Consider the following 15,179-nt stretch of genomic DNA (forward strand, 5'->3'; position numbering starts at 1 on the left):
GATCGTCTCACTCTGCCGCCAGAGGCTTCTCACCGGCCTCCATCTTCAGCTCAGCGCGGGTCTTAGGCTTGGCCTTGATCTTGAGCTCCTCCAGATCCTGCCGGTCGCGCACGGAATTGCGGAAGATCTGATCCCGGCCGGCATGATACTGCGGCGGACAGTGAATGCCGGCCGCGCCGTACCAGGCCGCAGCCTTCATGGTGAAGAACGGATCGACGAGGTGCGGACGTCCGAGCGCCACGAGATCCGCACGGCCCGCAGCCAGGATCGTGTTCACCTGGTCGGCCGTCGTGATGTTGCCGACGCACATGGTGGCGACACGGGCCTCGTTGCGAACCTGATCCGAGAACGGCGTCTGGAACATGCGCCCATAGATCGGCCGTGCCTCGCGCACGGTCTGCCCGGTCGAAACATCAACGAGATCGACTCCATGCTCTGCGAAGGCGCGGGCAACCTCGACCGCTTCTTCACCAGTGACGCCTCCCTCGGCCCAATCGGTCGCAGAAATGCGAACCGACATGGGCTTGTGCGCAGGCCAGACCTCACGCATGGCCTCGAAAACCTCCAGCGGATAGCGCAGGCGGTTTTCGAGGGATCCTCCATATTCGTCCGTGCGCCGGTTGGTGAGCGGCGAGATGAAGCTCGCCAGCAGGTACCCGTGCGCGCAGTGGAGTTCGAGCATGTCGAAGCCGGCGCGCTCGCCACGGATGGCAGCCTCGACGAACTGCACCTTGATGGTGTCGAGTTCCGCCCGGGTCACCTCGCGAGGCATCTGGCTGTCCGGGAAGTAGGGAATGGGCGATGCGGAGCAGATGTCCCAGGCACCCTCCTCCAGCGGCCGGTCGATGCCCTCCCACATCAGCTTGGTGGCGCCCTTACGGCCTGCATGGCCGAGCTGCAGGCAGATCTTCGTCTCCGAGTTCGCATGAACGAAGTCGACGATGCGCTTCCAGGCGGCCTCCTGTTCGTCGTTCCATAGTCCCGTGCAGCCTAGCGTGATGCGGGATTCCGGCGAGACGCAGGTCATCTCCGTGAACACGAGCCCCGCCCCGCCTGTGGCACGGGAGCCGTAATGCACAAGATGAAAGTCGTTCGGCACGCCGTCCTTCGCCGAATACATGTCCATGGGCGACACCACCACCCGGTTGGCGACCGTCATCTCGCGCAGGCGGTAGGGCTGGAACATGGGGACCGTGGGGTTCTCGACCGCAACGTCGAAGCCCTGCCGGCGCACCTGTTTGGCAAAGGTCTGATCGACGGCCGCGACGAAATCGGGCGCCCGCAGACGCAGGTTGTCGTAGGTGATCGCTTTGGCGCGGGTCATCACACCGAAAGCAAACTGCACCGGGTCGAAGTCCCAGAAGCGGGCCACATGCTCGAACCACACGAGCGACACGTCAGCCGCGTGCTGGGTTTTCTCCACCTCCTCGCGCCGTCCCGTCTCGTAGAGCGCCAAGGCCCCTTCCACGCTCCGCTCGCGGCGGATAGCTTCATAGAGCGCGATGGCATCCTCCATGGCGAGCTTCGTGCCCGAGCCGATGGAAAAATGCGCCGAGGCCTTGGCGTCGCCAAGCAGCACCCTGTTGCCCATGACCCAGCGCTTGTTGCGGATCATCGGGAAATTGCGCCAGATCGAACGGTTGGTGAGAACGCGGTGCCCGCCGAGGAACCAGCCGAAGATCTGCTCCATGAGCGCGGCGGATTCTGCCTCGTTCTTGTCCTTCAGCCCGGCTCTCTCGAAGGTCTCCGGGTCGGTCTCGAACACCCAGGTCGAGCGGTTCGCCTCGTACTGATAGGCATGGGCGATGAAGGGCCCCCACTCGGTCTCCTGGAAGATGAAGGTGAAGGCGTCGAGCGGCTTGGTCGAACCCATCCAGGTGAACTTGTTGGGCCTCAGGTCGACCTCGGGCTGGAAGTGATCCGCATAGCGCTCCCGGAAGCGGCTGTTGATGCCATCGGCCACCACGACCAGATCCGCATCAGCGAACAGGCTCTCGTCGTCGACATCCGCTTCGTAGCGCAACGTGACGCCGAGTTCCTCCGCCCGATCCTGCAGGATCAGGAGCAGCGTGCGCCGCGAGCATCCGCAGAAGCCGTTACCCCCGATCCGGTGCTCGGTGTCCCTGAAATGAATGGCGATGTCGTCCCAATAGGCGAACTCCCGGACGATCCGCTGGTAGCTTGGCAGATCGTATTTTTCGAAATTGTCGAGTGTCGCATCGGAAAAAACGACCCCGAAGCCGAAGGTCTCGTCAGCCCGGTTACGCTCATAGACCGTGATGCTGGATTCCGGCCGAAGCTTCTTCAGCAGAATTGCAAAATACAGCCCAGCAGGGCCGCCGCCGATGATCGCCGTTTTCATGGGATCCTGTCCGAGTTACACGTTTATTTTAAGCTTAAAGCAATTTCCGATCAACCTGAAAGCCCGTTGCCAGGCTTCCGGCCTTATCGTCAGGCACTCATCGCCTCCTGCGGCTTGGACACGTCCTGCGCGATGCGCCGCAATTCGAAACGCTGGAGCTTGCCAGTCTGAGTCCGGGGCAACGCGTCCACAAATTCAATCAGGCGTGGATATTTATATGGAGCGATTTCCTGCTTCACGTGATCCTGCAGCGCCTTCATCAGCTCGGCGCTTGGAACATGATCCGGACGAAGGACCACGTAAGCTTTGACCACGGTGCCCCGGCCATCGTCCGGCGCGCCAACGACGCCGCATTCCGCGACAGCCGGGTGGGTAAGGAGCGCCGCCTCGACCTCAGGACCAGCAATGTTATATCCAGCGGAGATGATCATGTCGTCGGAGCGCGCCTGATACCAGAAGTATCCATCCTCATCCATGAGGTAGGTGTCCCCGGTGACGTTCCAGCCATTCTGCACGTATTTGCCCTGCCGTTCGTCGGCGAGATAGCGACATCCTGTTGGCCCACGGACAGCGAGACGGCCGACACTTCCGAGCGGAAGATCCCGCCCCTCTTCGTCGATGACCTTCGCCTCATAACCGGGAACGGGTTTGCCGGTGGCACCGGGGCGGATCTCCTCTTCCCTGGCAGCGATGAAGATGTGCAGCATTTCCGTCGCGCCGATGCCGTCCATCAGCCGGATGTTCGTTGCATCCCTCCACGCCTCGAACGTGCCCTTCGGCAGCGGCTCGCCGGCAGAGACGCACTTGCGCAGGGACGAGATGTCGTAGCCTTCCAGCTTCGACAACATAGCGCGATAGGCGGTCGGTGCCGTGAAGCAGATCGTGGCTTTATACTGCATGATCGCCGGGAGAAGATCGTCAGGACCGGCCTTCTCCAGCAGCACGGTCGAGGCTCCCACGCTCATGGGGAACAGCACGATGCCGCCAAGCCCGAATGTGAAGGCGAGCGGCGGGGAGCCGATGAAGCGGTCGCTCGGCTCGGGCCGCAGCACGTTGCGGGAATAGGCATCGCAGATCGCGAGCATGTCGCGATGGAAATGCATGGTGCCCTTCGGCTCGCCCGTCGTGCCCGAGGTGAAGCCCATCAGGCACACATCGTTCGCGGCCGTATCGACGGCCTCGAACTCGGCTGAAGCCCCGCTGATCAAGCTCTCCAGGCTGTCCGGTTTGCCCGGGCCCCAATACACCACGTGCTGCAGATCAGGCGCCAAAGCCTTGGCGCGCTCCATCTCCTCCGCGAGGCGATGATCGCAAAGCGCAATCGTGATGCGGGCCTTGTTCAGCGGATAGGCGATCTCCCTGGCCCGCAGTAGCGGCATGGTAGCGACGACGACACCGCCGGCCTTCAGCACCGCCAGGTAGGCCGCGACCATCATCGGGTTGTTGGCGGATCGCAGAAGGACCCGGTTGCCAGGCACGAAACCGAGCCTCTGGACCAGCACGTTGCAGATCCGGTTCACCCGGTCCTGAAGTTCGCGGTAGGTGAGCGTCTCGGCCGGGCTGATGAGGCAGGGCTCGTCACCCCTGCCCGCCTCGACCCACCTGTCGAGGAATGCCGCGGCGCAGTTCAGCCGCTCGGGATACTGCAGTTCGGGTCGGTTGAAGATGAATGCCGGCCATTGATCCCGGGGCGGAAGGTTGTCTCTCGCGAAGGTATCCACATGCGCCGTGTTCGCCATCGTCCGCTCCTCCGTTCGGTTGTGGAGCAGGAGAGCAATGCCGCGCGGGCCTGGGAAGCCGGGACCTGATGCGCCGAGGGCCGCAAACGCGCTCCTCAGGCTCCCTCGTCCCGCCTCTCACGCAGCCGTCATCCCACCAACCTTCCCCAGCGAAACAATCCACTTGAAGAAGGCAGAAATTATTTTAAACTTAAAACAATACTTGGCAATCCCAAATTTGGGGATGCCGGTGCGAGGGCTCCGATAAAGGGAGTGTTCGCAAGCAACGTTTTGCGGCAGATTAGCGCCGCCCCTTCCGTCGAGGCGCCTTACGTCCCGCCGGGAACAATCACGCAAGCACGGCAAACGTGCGCAGGGAACAGCCACTCGGGAGACTATGATGAACGCAACAATCAAAACGCTTGGCCTTGCAGCGGCCGTGACTCTGACTGCCGCGCCTGCCATGGCGCAGGAGAAGCTGAAGGTCGGCCTTCTCCTCACCCTCTCCGGCCCATCGGCCGTTCTCGGCCAGCATGCGCGGGACGGCTTCCAACTCGCCATGAAGGATCTGGGCGGCAAACTCGGTGGACGCGACGTCGAAGTGATCGTCGTCGATGACGAACTGAAGCCCGATGTTGCCGTGACGAAGGTCAAAGGCCTCATCGAACGCGACAAGGTCGACTTCGTTGTCGGCCCGATCTTTTCGAACGTGGCGGTCGCCACCCACAAGCCGATCGTCGACTCCAAGACCTTCTACATCAGCGTGAATGCCGGCCCCTCGAACCTCGCCGGCAAGAGCTGCAATCCGTACTTCTTCGCCACCTCGTACCAAAACGACCAGAACCATGAGGTTCTCGGCAAGGTGGCGCAGGACCGCGGTTACAAGAAGGTCTATCTGCTGGCCCCGAACTATCAGGCCGGCAAGGATGCTCTGGCGGGCTTCAAGCGGCACTACAAGGGTGAGATCGTCGAGGAATCCTACACACCTCTCAATACCCTCGACTTCCAGTCCGAGCTTGCGAAAATCGCCTCCATGCAGCCGGACGCCATCTTCACGTTCATGCCGGGCGGCATGGGCGTGAACCTCGTCAAGCAGTACCGCGCGGCAGGCCTTGCAGACCGCATCCCATTCCTCTCCGCCTTCACGGTGGACGAGACGAACCTGCCGGCGCAGCAGGATGCCGCCATCGGCATGCTCAGCGGCTCGAATTGGGCCCCGAACATGGATACGCCGGAGAACAAGAAGTTTGTCGCTGCATACGAGGCCGCCTACAACACGGTGCCTGCCTCCTACGCGATGCACTCCTATGACGCGGCTCTCCTGATCGATGCCGCTCTCAAGGCAACGGGCGGCAAGACCGACAACAAGGACGCCGTGCGCGCGGCCATCCAGAAGGCCGAGTTCAAGTCCCTACGCGGCGACTTCAAGTTCGGCGCCAACGGCTTCCCGGTCCAGGACTTTTATCTGGTGAAGGCGGCCAAGCGTTCCGACGGCAAGCTGCAGACGGAAATCGCCGAGAAGGTGTTCGACAACTATGCGGACGCCTATGCCAAGGAATGCGCACCGACGAACTAAGCTCATTGAGCTGACCCGGCCTGTCTCGGAGACCTCTGAGACAGGCCGTCTCTTTCAGTGCACCTTTTGATGCCCTCGCCTGAGGGCATGCGAGCGGAGGCTCGGTTGATGCAGGGCCAGCAGCCAGTGACGCGCCAATGACAGCAACCCTCTTTTTCGTCCAGGCTCTGAACGGCCTTCAGTTCGGCCTCATCCTCTTCCTCATCGCCGCGGGCCTAACGCTGGTCTTCGGGGTGATGGACTTCATCAACCTGGCGCACGGCGTGCAGTACATGGTCGGCGCCTATCTGGTCGCGGCGTTCAGCACCTGGACTGGAAGCTTCGGCTGGGCGCTGCTCCTCGCCCTTCCCTCGGCGCTGGCCTTCGGCCTCCTCCTGGAAGCGCTCGTGTTCCGCCACCTCTACGACCGTGATCATCTCGACCAGGTGCTGGCGACCTTCGGGGTGATCCTGTTCCTGAACCAGGGTGTGAAGTTCGTCTGGGGCGCGGCACCTTTAAGCGTTCCCGTGCCCGAACTGCTCTCGGGATCGGTTGAGATCGCTAACGGGCTCCTCTACCCGGTCTACCGGCTCGCCATCATCGCCGCCGGTCTCGTCATCGCGGCCCTGCTTTACGTTCTGGTCAATCACACCCGCGTCGGCATGCTGGTGCGCGCGGGCGCCAGCAACGCGGCGATGGTCTCGGCGCTCGGCGTCAACATCCAGCGGCTGTTCATGGTGGTGTTCGGGTTCGGCGCCATGCTGGCGGGCTTTGCCGGCGCCATGGTCGCGCCAATCCTTTCTGTCGAGCCGGGCATGGGCGACAACATCCTCATCCTGGCCTTTGTGGTGATCGTCATCGGCGGCATCGGCTCGATTCGTGGTGCTTTCCTCGCCGCACTCCTGATCGGCCTCGTGGATACGGTCGGCCGCTCTTTCGCGCCCAACCTGCTGCGCCTCGTCCTCGATCCCGCAGCCGCGAGCCAGACCGGGCGCGCCATCGCACCGATGCTGATCTACATCTTCATGGCTGCCGTGCTGTTCTTCCGTCCCTCCGGCCTGTTTCCTGTCAAGCGTTAAGGGCGGAGCCATGACCGAGATCGCCGAAACCCACTCCGCTCCCGCCCCGTCTCTCACGACGCGGCTGGAGATCGTCCCCTTGGTACTCTTCACCGCCTTTGCGGCGGCACCGCTTCTCGCCGCCTACTCCGGTGCGGAAGGCTATGTCCTGTCCCTGCTCACGCGGGTGATGATCTTCGGCATCGCCGCCATGGCGCTCGATCTCATCCTCGGCTATGGCGCTCTCGTGAGTTTTGGCCATGCAGCCTTTCTCGGCCTTGGCGGCTATGCGGTCGGCATCCTGGCGAGCCACGGCTTCGAGGATGCTCTCATTCAGGTCCCCGTCGCGCTCCTTGCCTCTGCTGCCTTCGCTTTCGTCACGGGTGCCATTTCCCTGCGGACGAAGGGCGTCTACTTCATCATGATCACCCTCGCCTTCGGGCAGATGCTGTACTTCCTTGCGACTTCGCTTGCGCCTTATGGCGGGGACGATGGCATGACGCTCGCATCCCGTAGCCTCGTTGCCGGGACCGACTGGCTGGAGAACGATTTCACCTTCTACTGGGTGTGCCTGCTCTGCCTGTTTGGAGTCTATGCCCTCTCCCGCTCGATCGCCGCCTCGCGGTTCGGCCGCGTCCTGCGCGGCACCCGGGAAAATGCCATTCGCATGGAAGCCATTGGCTTCCGGCCCTTCCGCTTTCAGCTCGCGGCCTATGTGATCAGCGGCATGATGGCAGGCCTCGCCGGATGCCTCCTGGCCAATCAGGCGGAATTCGTCAGTCCGTCCTTCATGACATGGCAGCGTTCAGGCGAGTTGATCTTCATGGTGGTGCTCGGCGGGCTCGGCTCCCTGCACGGAGCAATCATCGGAGCCGCCGCCTTCCTGCTGCTGGAGGAGTTTCTGCCTGAGATCCTCCATACTTTGAGCTTCTTTCTGAGCGAAGAGACACGGTCGCATCTTGCCGAGAACTGGAAAATGGTGTTCGGCCCCCTGCTCATCCTGATCGTGCTGTTCGTCAGGGGCGGGATCATGGGTCTGCTGCGGAGGCCGCATCATGGCTGAGGCGCTGCTCGAACTCCGCAACCTGCGGAAGAACTACGGCGCGCTCGTCGTAACCGATGATGTCAGCCTCTCGGTTGAGCCCGGCGAGTTGCATGCCATCATCGGCCCCAACGGCGCGGGCAAGACGACCCTCATTCACCAGATCTCAGGGATGCTGCCGTCCAACTCAGGACAGGTCCTGTTCGCCGGCGAGGACATCACGCATCTCGCCATGCCGCGGAGGGTGGAACGCGGGCTGGCACGCTCGTTCCAGATCACGTCGATCTTGCCCGGTTTCTCCGCGTTGGAGAATGTGGCACTAGCGGTGCAGGCCCGCTCCGGCTCGAGTTTTCGCTTCCTCGGCAATGCATCGCAGGAGAAAGACCTGAACGGCACGGCGTTGGAATGCCTCGGCGAGGTCGGCCTCGGCGCACGCGCCCACATCCCGGCCGGGCTTCTGTCCTATGGCGAGAAGCGCCAGCTGGAGCTTGCCATTGGCCTTGCGACGGCGCCGAAGCTGCTCCTTCTCGACGAGCCGCTTGCAGGAACGGGCCACGACGAGTCTCAACGCGTGGTCGAGACCCTGCGCCGCCTGAAGAACCGTTTGACCATCGTTCTCATCGAGCACGACATGGAGGCAGTCTTCTCCCTGGCCGACCGCGTCTCGGTTCTCGTCTATGGGCGCGTCATCGCTACCGACACGCCGGAGCGGATCAGAGCCAACCCCGAAGTGCGTGCTGCATACCTTGGCGACGAGGAGATGGTCTGATGCTCTCCGTCCGACATCTCCAGGCCTCTTACGGCGCAGCCCAGGTTCTGTTCGACATCTCTCTCGACGTCGGCGCCGGCGAGGTGGTGACGCTGCTCGGGCGCAACGGCATGGGCAAGACCACCACGGTGCGCTCCATCATGGGCCTCCTGCGCCCGCGTGGCGGCGAAGTCCACTTTGAGGGCAGTGTCGTCACAGGGCTCGCACCCTATCGCATCGCCCAGACCGGCATCGGCCTCGTGCCGGAAGGGCGCCAGATCTTCCCGACCCTGACGGTCGAAGAGAACCTCGTCGCCACCGCATCCACACGAACTGGCTCGCGCCGCTGGACCCTGGATGCGGTGTACGACCTGTTTCCGCGCCTGAAGGAGCGTCGGAGCAATCTCGGGACGCAGCTCTCAGGCGGCGAGCAGCAGATGCTCGCCATTGGTCGCGCCCTGATGACGAACCCAAAATTGCTCATTCTGGATGAAGCGACGGAGGGCTTGGCTCCATTGATCCGCGCCGAGATCTGGACCTGCCTCAAGCGTCTCAAGGGTGAGCGCCAATCGATTCTGGTCATCGACAAGAACGTGGGTGTGCTGGCCACCTTCGCCGATCGCCATGTGATCATCGAGAAGGGCCGCTCGGTCTGGACGGGAACCAGTGACGAGCTGATGACTGACGCCAGCCTCAAGGACCGGTATCTGCACGTCTAAGGACACACGCCATGGCATCCGATGACCTCGATTTCGAGGCTGAATACAACAATCGGGCGCGAGTGCCGGACCATCCCGTTCATATTGCCGGCTGGCAGCGGGATGCCGCCGCTTATCGCGAGACGGCTCGCGGCGAGTTCGATCTAACCTATGGTCCTGGCGAGCGGCACCGGCTCGACCTCTTCTTCCCGGAGAACGGCGATGGCGCCGGTCCCGTCGTGCTGTTCATCCATGGGGGCTACTGGCAAGCCTTCGATAAATCCTCCTCCAGCCATCTCGCCCGTGGCGCCAACATGCGTGGGCTGACGGTGGCGGTGCCGAGCTACACCCTCGCGCCTGCAGCCACACTCGCCGAGATCATCACTGAGATCGAAGCCGCAGCGGACTTTATCATGCAGCGGACAGGCCGCTCCATTGTTGCCACAGGTCACTCGGCCGGCGGGCACTTGGCCGCCTGCCTCATGGCACGGTCAGCTCCGTCGCAGCGCCCCGTCCGGGCAGCCATGCCGATTTCCGGCCTGTTCGATCTTCCGCCTCTGGTAGGAACCTCGATCAACAAGGCACTCGGGCTCACGGTCGAGGAGGCGCACCGCCTCAGCCCTCTTGAATGGACGTCGCCAAGCCGCGGAAATCTTGTCGCCGTTGTCGGCGGGGCGGAAAGCAGCGAGTTCCTGCGCCAATCCCGCGTCATCGTGGACACATGGAGAAGAGCCGGAGTGACGACCCGCTATCACGAAGTGCCAGGCGCCCACCATTTTGACGTGATCGCCGGCCTTGCGGATTCGGCGGATCCGCTCGTTGACATCCTGGTCGAGCTCGCCGCAGAGGCCTGATCCTGCAGCGCAGTGAAATCAGCCTCGCGTGCGGCGAGAGATTACCTGAGCGACCGGAAGATCCGCAACGGGCTCGCTGGTCCTCTGTCCGGAGGCCGAGATCCATGCGCGACCCGACTGCCGCGAATGGAACACATGGCCTGTCCTCTCCGGGCTAAGGATCGACGAGGTGAGATTGTCGAGAATGTATTGTCCCTGGGCTGTCGAGACCAGAAGCACCGCATGAGCTTCACCCTGCGCGGTGGCGCCGACCGTGATCGAGAGGGCCGACGAGGGCCAGCCGCGCTCGATCAGCATCTTGCGCTTCAGCATCGCGAAATCCTCGCAATCACCCTTACCGCTGGTGGGGAGCGCCCACACGTCCTCACGGCCATATTGCTCCAAGTCCGAGACCTCACGGATGGTGCTGTTCACATGACTGTTGATCTGCTGCATCTGCGACATCCGATCGGCTGTCAGGATGAATGAGCTGCCGGGTTTCGCCTGGACGGAGGCGACTGGCAGAACCATAAGGCCGGCAGCAACGCCGAGCGCAGCCTTCCGTGCGATGAAAATCATTGAACATGCCCCCTGTGCCACTTGTCGGCATCTGCCGAAGCTGTAGATCCGCTTCGGTCTGCTTTATCTTGCTGACATGTAGAGCTGCTTTATGAGACAACATTGAGGCAGCTTGACCGTTCGACGCGGGAGCTTTTCATGCGCTGGCCTGTGGGTCTGGTGATCATCATGCTGACGGGCTGGGCCAACGCCGCTTGGGCATCCGATGAGGCTTGGCAGGCTTTGCAGCAGGGAGGCACGGTGGCCCTGTTTCGCCACGCTCGTGCGCCGGGGACGGGCGACCCGGCCAACTTCAGGCTGGACGACTGCTCGACGCAGCGAAATCTCTCTGATGAGGGCCGCCAACAGGCGCAACGCATCGGGGATCAGTTCAGGACCCGAAGTGTTCCTGTTGAGCGGGTGCTGTCGAGCCGCTGGTGCCGTGCTCTGGAGACCGCCCGCCTGGCCTTCGGCGGCTTGGCACAGCCATCGGCGCCGCTGGACTCGTTCTTCTCGGGGCGCGAGCAGGAACCTGCCCAAACGCAGGCCGTGCGCCGGATTATAGAGGAATGGCGCTCGACCGGCGTTCTCGTACTGGTGACCCATCAGGTCAATATTACGGCGTTGACCGGGATCTTTCCAAGCGAAGGCGAAATGCTCGTCCTCAGGCTACGGGCAGGTTCAGGGTTCGATATTGTCGGACGAGCAGGCCTCTAGGATCTAGTCTTCGGCTCTGAGCTGATCGACAACGCCCTGGCTCATATAAGGATGGCCCGCTTCGTTCAGAGCGCGGTCGAGAGCCTCGATTGCGACAAGGATCTTCGTCAGCTCCTCGGCCATCTCGACCGACGGAAGAGGTGCCTCGGACAGCTGCCTGGCCATTTCCCTGCGGCGCTTCACGAGGCTCTCCCGTGCTGCATTCAACTCTTTAATCTCTTCCGAGGTCATCGGCTCCTCACGCTGATTACCACTTCCAAGGATAAGTCTTACAGACGCAATCCGTTCGCGCATGAACGGACTAGCATGCTTGTCTCATTGTTCGAGCCGGACCAGGAGGTCACGGATACACTTCTCCCTCTCATCGGCGTGCTCCTCCGCGATTGCGAAGACGAGCCGCTCCCCACTCCAGCGAAGCGCTCCCTGGTTCTCCGAGATGACGTCCTGCACAGGTAGTTTCTCCGCAGCTCCCGGCCTGAAGCTCAGGGCGATCGCTTGAGGGCCCGCATCGATGCGAGCAATGCCCATTCGACGGCAGATCTGTCTCATGTCCGTGAGGCGCAGAAGATGCCCCAAGGATTCCGGAAGCGGTCCAAAACGATCCTCGATTTCCTCCTCAATGTCGTCAATGGACTCGGAGATGTCTATGCGCGCAATGCGAGCATAGAGGTTGATTCGCACCTCGGGCTCGTGAACGTACTCGGCCGGAATCGAGCCTGTCAGGCCAATGTTGAGTTCAGGGGTCCAATCGTCTGCGTAAGTCTGGCCGCGTAGGGCACGCTTGAGCAGGTGCTGGTACAAATCCGCTCCGATAAGCTTCATATGCCCCGCCTGCTCTTCCCCAAGAAGAGCACCGGCTCCACGCTGATCGAGATCCTGCGCGCTGATGGCAAACCCAGCTCCAAGCCGGTCGAGCGCTTCCAGCGTGCGCAGGCGCTTCTCCGTCGCTTTTGGCAGTTGCTGCCCTGGCTCCGTCAGTAGATATGTGGTGCCGCGGATGCGACCGCGCCCGACGCGCCCGCGAAGCTGATGAAGCTGAGACAGGCCAAAGCGATCAGCCCGCCACACCAGCATGGTGTTGGCGCGAGGAACATCCAGACCGCTTTCGATGATGTTGGTGGCGAGCAGGACGTCGCCCTCGCCATCAGCGAAGCGCACCATTACATCGTCGGTTTCGGCCGGCGGCATCTGGCCGTGCGCAACAAGGACCTTCAGTTCAGGTACGAGCTTTGCAAGCTGCTCGCGCATTGGCTCGATGTCCTCCACACGAGAGCAGACCACGAAGCTCTGCCCACGACGGCGGCGTTCGCGCATGAGAGCCTGCCGAGCGGTCGCAGGGTCAAACTCCGTCAGGAAGGTGCGGATGGGCTGTCGCCGGGCTGGAGGCGTCGCAATGATGCTCAGCTCCTGTAAACCCACCAGGGCCGATTGCAAGGTGCGCGGAATTGGCGTTGCAGTCAGCGTCAACACGTGCCCGCGTGAGGCTATCGCCCGGAGCTTTGACTTATGGGCAGCCCCGAACCTCTGCTCCTCATCAATGATGACGAGACCAAGATCCTTAAAGGCGACGCCTTTGGCAGCCAAGGCGTGCGTGCCGATCACGATCCGAACCGACCCGTCGGCCAAGCCATTCTTCACGGAACGCGCTTCGGATGCCGTCACCAGGCGAGATAGATGGACGACCTCAAGGCCTAAGCCCGCAAAGCGCCTTTGGAAGCTGCGCACATGCTGACGCGCCAGCACTGTTGTGGGCGCGATCACGGCGACCTGCTTGCCCGAAAGCGCCACAGCTGCCGCGGCACGCAGGGCGACCTCCGTCTTGCCGAATCCGACATCTCCGCAAATCAACCGGTCCATAGGGTGTCCGGACGCCAAGTCTTCGAGAACATCTTCTATGGCACGAAGCTGATCTGGCGTTTCCGAGAAGGGAAAGCGCGCAACGAAACGTTCGTACTCGCGTGATGGAGGAATGATCGGCTCGAGCTTCACTGCCTCACGTTCTTTGACCAGCTTGCTCAAACGTAGGGCCGCTTCGCGGGTTTCTGCCTCAATGGCTGCAAGTTTCGCAATCCAGGTATCGCTCTTCAACTTATCGAGCTGCAGCGACTCGGACATGCGTCCATAGCGCCACACACGGCCCATATCAGTTGCTGGGATCATGAGGGTTGTGTCGCCTGCATAAACGAGCCGGACGGTATCGCTTATGCCCCCCTCACCTGCGCTGATGGTTTCGGTTCCTTCCAGAAGTCCGAGCCCATGATCGACATGAATAACTGTATCGCCGATCTGAAACTGCATGTCGGTGAATTGGCGAGCCGTCGACCTGACTTCCTGGGCATACCCGCTCGATGCGCGGCTCCCCAGAACATCAGCCGCTGTGACAACAGCAATGCCATGACGGTCGTCGATGAACCCGCTCCTGATCTCAGCTTGAAGGGCGAAGATGCCTTTCGGCGGCCCAGCAACGGCGTCGCTCCAGCGCTCGATCATGATTGGGTTGAGTTGCAGGGACTGAACCCGGCGTCTTATGCGGTTCAGGTCGTCCTCCGTGGCAGCCACCAGAACGAGCTTGCGATCAAGGCCTTGCTGTGCTTGAACGAAACTTGCAAGCGCATGCGCCGTCCTCGCGGCCGCAGCAAAGCGCGGAACAGCGCTCTGCTCGGCCTCCTCCTCTGATGGAGCATGGATGAGAGTCAGACGGCGCTCACACAAAATCTTCCGCCACTCGTCATCTCTGATGAATAGACGCTCCGTTGCCATGGCAGAATTAGCGCCACTCCCCTCCGCTCGCAGCGACATACGGCTTTCGTAAGCGTCGGCGACCTGTTCCATCACCAACTGACGCCGCTCCTCCGCTCCGGAGGCAATAACGATCGGAGCATCCGGCCAATAATCGAAGATTGTCTCAAGAGACCCATAATGCTCCGGCAGCCGATGCTCGATTCCGTCGAAGCGTTCCGGCAGCGACCGATCGTCTGATCTGTCGAGCAGAACTTCGGAAGCGGGATCGAGGAGAAGGCGTTCAATTTCTGTCTCGGTGCGCTGCGAAACGGGATCATAGGTGCGGATGGCACCTATGATCTGTCCATCATGCTCAATTCGATAGGGCAAGGAGCTGCTTGCAGGAAAGATATCGACGACCTGTCCGCGGATGGCAGCTTCGCCAGGCTCGTCCACCCTCTCATCCAGGATATACCCAGCGCGATGGAGGTAGAATTCCAGTTCATCCTGCGAGAAGGCTTCGCCTGTCGCGAGTTGGAGGCAGGCCTGTTTCCAGATGCTCCGCGGAGGCACACGTTGGATAGCGGCAGCGCTGCTCGTGATCAGCAACTGCCTCCACTCCCCCGGCTCACTCATGCGCCGGAGGATGGACATGCGCCGTCCCATCGCCTCCCGTGAGGGCGAAGTGCTGTCATAGGGAAGACAATCCCACGGTGGAAAGAGGTAAACATCCAAGTCCGGGGCCAGTCCCTTCAGAGCTTGAGCGATCTGCTCGGCCCTGTTCTCGCCCCCTGACAGATAGACGAGCTGCCTATGCCCCCCGTTAAAAGCCTGCTCGATCAGGTGTGCCGCATGAAGCCCTATGGACGGCGGCAAGATCAGGTCGATACGCCGGATATCCTGGGAAGGAGCAGGCTTCATGTGCATGAAGGAACTCGTGCGGCGAGAGGGCTGAGGCGGGGACAACGCTCTGGCCCTGAGACCAGTTGCAGACAGCCATGGCCCTCTCCTGGAGCAGCACTTTGTAAACCATCCTCGGCCATAGTTTCCCTATGACCTATCGGAATGCGACACGCCTCACCGTCAGCCTGAGCATGATCTTTCTCTCATGCTCGACACTCAGCAGCCTGAACAAAACGTGGGCGGCCTCCGAACCGGTGTCCACAGCC

General features: G+C 61.9%; 12 protein-coding genes. 7 read left to right on the top strand and 5 right to left on the bottom strand.

All coding sequences use genetic code 11. The features are described from left to right. Positions 1-7: 7 nt before the first annotated feature. Both IC232_RS06355 and IC232_RS06360 read right to left on the bottom strand, forming a co-directional pair. Positions 8-2,362, bottom strand: a complete 2,355-nt coding sequence (locus IC232_RS06355) for a bifunctional salicylyl-CoA 5-hydroxylase/oxidoreductase (protein WP_190844089.1) — start codon at positions 2,360-2,362, stop codon at positions 8-10. A gap of 89 nt (positions 2,363-2,451) precedes the next feature. Next, complete coding sequence (locus IC232_RS06360; RefSeq protein WP_190844090.1) at positions 2,452-4,101, bottom strand: benzoate-CoA ligase family protein; 1,650 nt, start codon at positions 4,099-4,101, stop codon at positions 2,452-2,454. 379 nt (positions 4,102-4,480) lie between these two features. On the opposite strand from IC232_RS06360, the gene IC232_RS06365 reads away from it, so the two are divergent. The 6 genes from IC232_RS06365 to IC232_RS06390 all read left to right on the top strand — a co-directional run bounded on the left by IC232_RS06365 (position 4,481) and on the right by IC232_RS06390 (position 10,035). Next, complete coding sequence (locus tag IC232_RS06365) at positions 4,481-5,656, top strand: ABC transporter substrate-binding protein (protein WP_190844091.1); 1,176 nt, start codon at positions 4,481-4,483, stop codon at positions 5,654-5,656. Positions 5,657-5,793: 137 nt separating this feature from the next. Next, positions 5,794-6,714 carry a branched-chain amino acid ABC transporter permease gene (locus IC232_RS06370; RefSeq protein WP_190844092.1) on the top strand — a complete coding sequence of 307 codons (921 nt, stop codon included), beginning with the start codon at positions 5,794-5,796 and terminating at the stop codon, positions 6,712-6,714. A 10-nt stretch (positions 6,715-6,724) separates the two neighbouring features. Continuing rightward, positions 6,725-7,756, top strand: a complete 1,032-nt coding sequence (locus tag IC232_RS06375; RefSeq protein ID WP_190844093.1) for a branched-chain amino acid ABC transporter permease — start codon at positions 6,725-6,727, stop codon at positions 7,754-7,756. Beyond that, complete coding sequence (locus tag IC232_RS06380) at positions 7,749-8,504, top strand: ABC transporter ATP-binding protein (RefSeq protein ID WP_190844094.1); 756 nt, start codon at positions 7,749-7,751, stop codon at positions 8,502-8,504. Before IC232_RS06375 ends, IC232_RS06380 begins: the two co-directional genes overlap by 8 nt. Next, positions 8,504-9,202, top strand: a complete 699-nt coding sequence (locus IC232_RS06385; protein ID WP_190844095.1) for an ABC transporter ATP-binding protein — start codon at positions 8,504-8,506, stop codon at positions 9,200-9,202. Before IC232_RS06380 ends, IC232_RS06385 begins: the two co-directional genes overlap by 1 nt. A gap of 11 nt (positions 9,203-9,213) precedes the next feature. After that, positions 9,214-10,035: an alpha/beta hydrolase gene (locus tag IC232_RS06390; RefSeq protein WP_190844096.1), complete on the top strand. Its 822-nt coding sequence runs from the start codon at positions 9,214-9,216 to the stop codon at positions 10,033-10,035. A gap of 18 nt (positions 10,036-10,053) precedes the next feature. Here IC232_RS06390 and IC232_RS06395 read toward each other — a convergent pair whose 3' ends face one another. Next, on the bottom strand, positions 10,054-10,593 hold the full coding sequence (locus tag IC232_RS06395) for a transglutaminase-like cysteine peptidase (protein ID WP_190844097.1): 540 nt from the start codon (positions 10,591-10,593) through the stop codon (positions 10,054-10,056). A gap of 138 nt (positions 10,594-10,731) precedes the next feature. On the opposite strand from IC232_RS06395, the gene IC232_RS06400 reads away from it, so the two are divergent. Then, entirely contained in the window at positions 10,732-11,289 is a 558-nt protein-coding gene (locus tag IC232_RS06400; RefSeq protein WP_190844098.1) for a histidine phosphatase family protein, read from the top strand. 3 nt (positions 11,290-11,292) lie between these two features. Here the strand turns inward: IC232_RS06400 and IC232_RS06405 are convergent, their stop codons facing one another. Continuing rightward, complete coding sequence (locus IC232_RS06405) at positions 11,293-11,520, bottom strand: hypothetical protein (RefSeq protein ID WP_190844099.1); 228 nt, start codon at positions 11,518-11,520, stop codon at positions 11,293-11,295. 84 nt (positions 11,521-11,604) lie between these two features. Next, positions 11,605-14,937 (bottom strand): DEAD/DEAH box helicase, encoded by a 3,333-nt coding sequence (locus tag IC232_RS06410; RefSeq protein ID WP_190844100.1) that lies wholly within the window; start codon positions 14,935-14,937, stop codon positions 11,605-11,607. Between the last annotated feature and the right edge of the window lie 242 nt (positions 14,938-15,179).

Source organism: Microvirga sp. (assembly GCF_014699075.1).
GTDB lineage: Bacteria > Pseudomonadota > Alphaproteobacteria > Rhizobiales > Beijerinckiaceae > Microvirga.

Bases quoted from the DNA above. Each gene is read 5' to 3' on its own strand.
- IC232_RS06410 (WP_190844100.1), bottom strand. From the start codon at position 14,937: ATGCACATGAAGCCTGCTCCTTCCCAGGATATCCGGCGTATCGACCTG.
- IC232_RS06370 (WP_190844092.1), top strand. From the start codon at position 5,794: ATGACAGCAACCCTCTTTTTCGTCCAGGCTCTGAACGGCCTTCAGTTC.
- IC232_RS06360 (WP_190844090.1), bottom strand. From the start codon at position 4,101: ATGGCGAACACGGCGCATGTGGATACCTTCGCGAGAGACAACCTTCCG.
- IC232_RS06385 (WP_190844095.1), top strand. From the start codon at position 8,504: ATGCTCTCCGTCCGACATCTCCAGGCCTCTTACGGCGCAGCCCAGGTT.
- IC232_RS06355 (WP_190844089.1), bottom strand. From the start codon at position 2,362: ATGAAAACGGCGATCATCGGCGGCGGCCCTGCTGGGCTGTATTTTGCA.
- IC232_RS06405 (WP_190844099.1), bottom strand. From the start codon at position 11,520: ATGACCTCGGAAGAGATTAAAGAGTTGAATGCAGCACGGGAGAGCCTC.
- IC232_RS06365 (WP_190844091.1), top strand. From the start codon at position 4,481: ATGAACGCAACAATCAAAACGCTTGGCCTTGCAGCGGCCGTGACTCTG.
- IC232_RS06390 (WP_190844096.1), top strand. From the start codon at position 9,214: ATGGCATCCGATGACCTCGATTTCGAGGCTGAATACAACAATCGGGCG.
- IC232_RS06380 (WP_190844094.1), top strand. From the start codon at position 7,749: ATGGCTGAGGCGCTGCTCGAACTCCGCAACCTGCGGAAGAACTACGGC.
- IC232_RS06400 (WP_190844098.1), top strand. From the start codon at position 10,732: ATGCGCTGGCCTGTGGGTCTGGTGATCATCATGCTGACGGGCTGGGCC.
- IC232_RS06395 (WP_190844097.1), bottom strand. From the start codon at position 10,593: ATGATTTTCATCGCACGGAAGGCTGCGCTCGGCGTTGCTGCCGGCCTT.
- IC232_RS06375 (WP_190844093.1), top strand. From the start codon at position 6,725: ATGACCGAGATCGCCGAAACCCACTCCGCTCCCGCCCCGTCTCTCACG.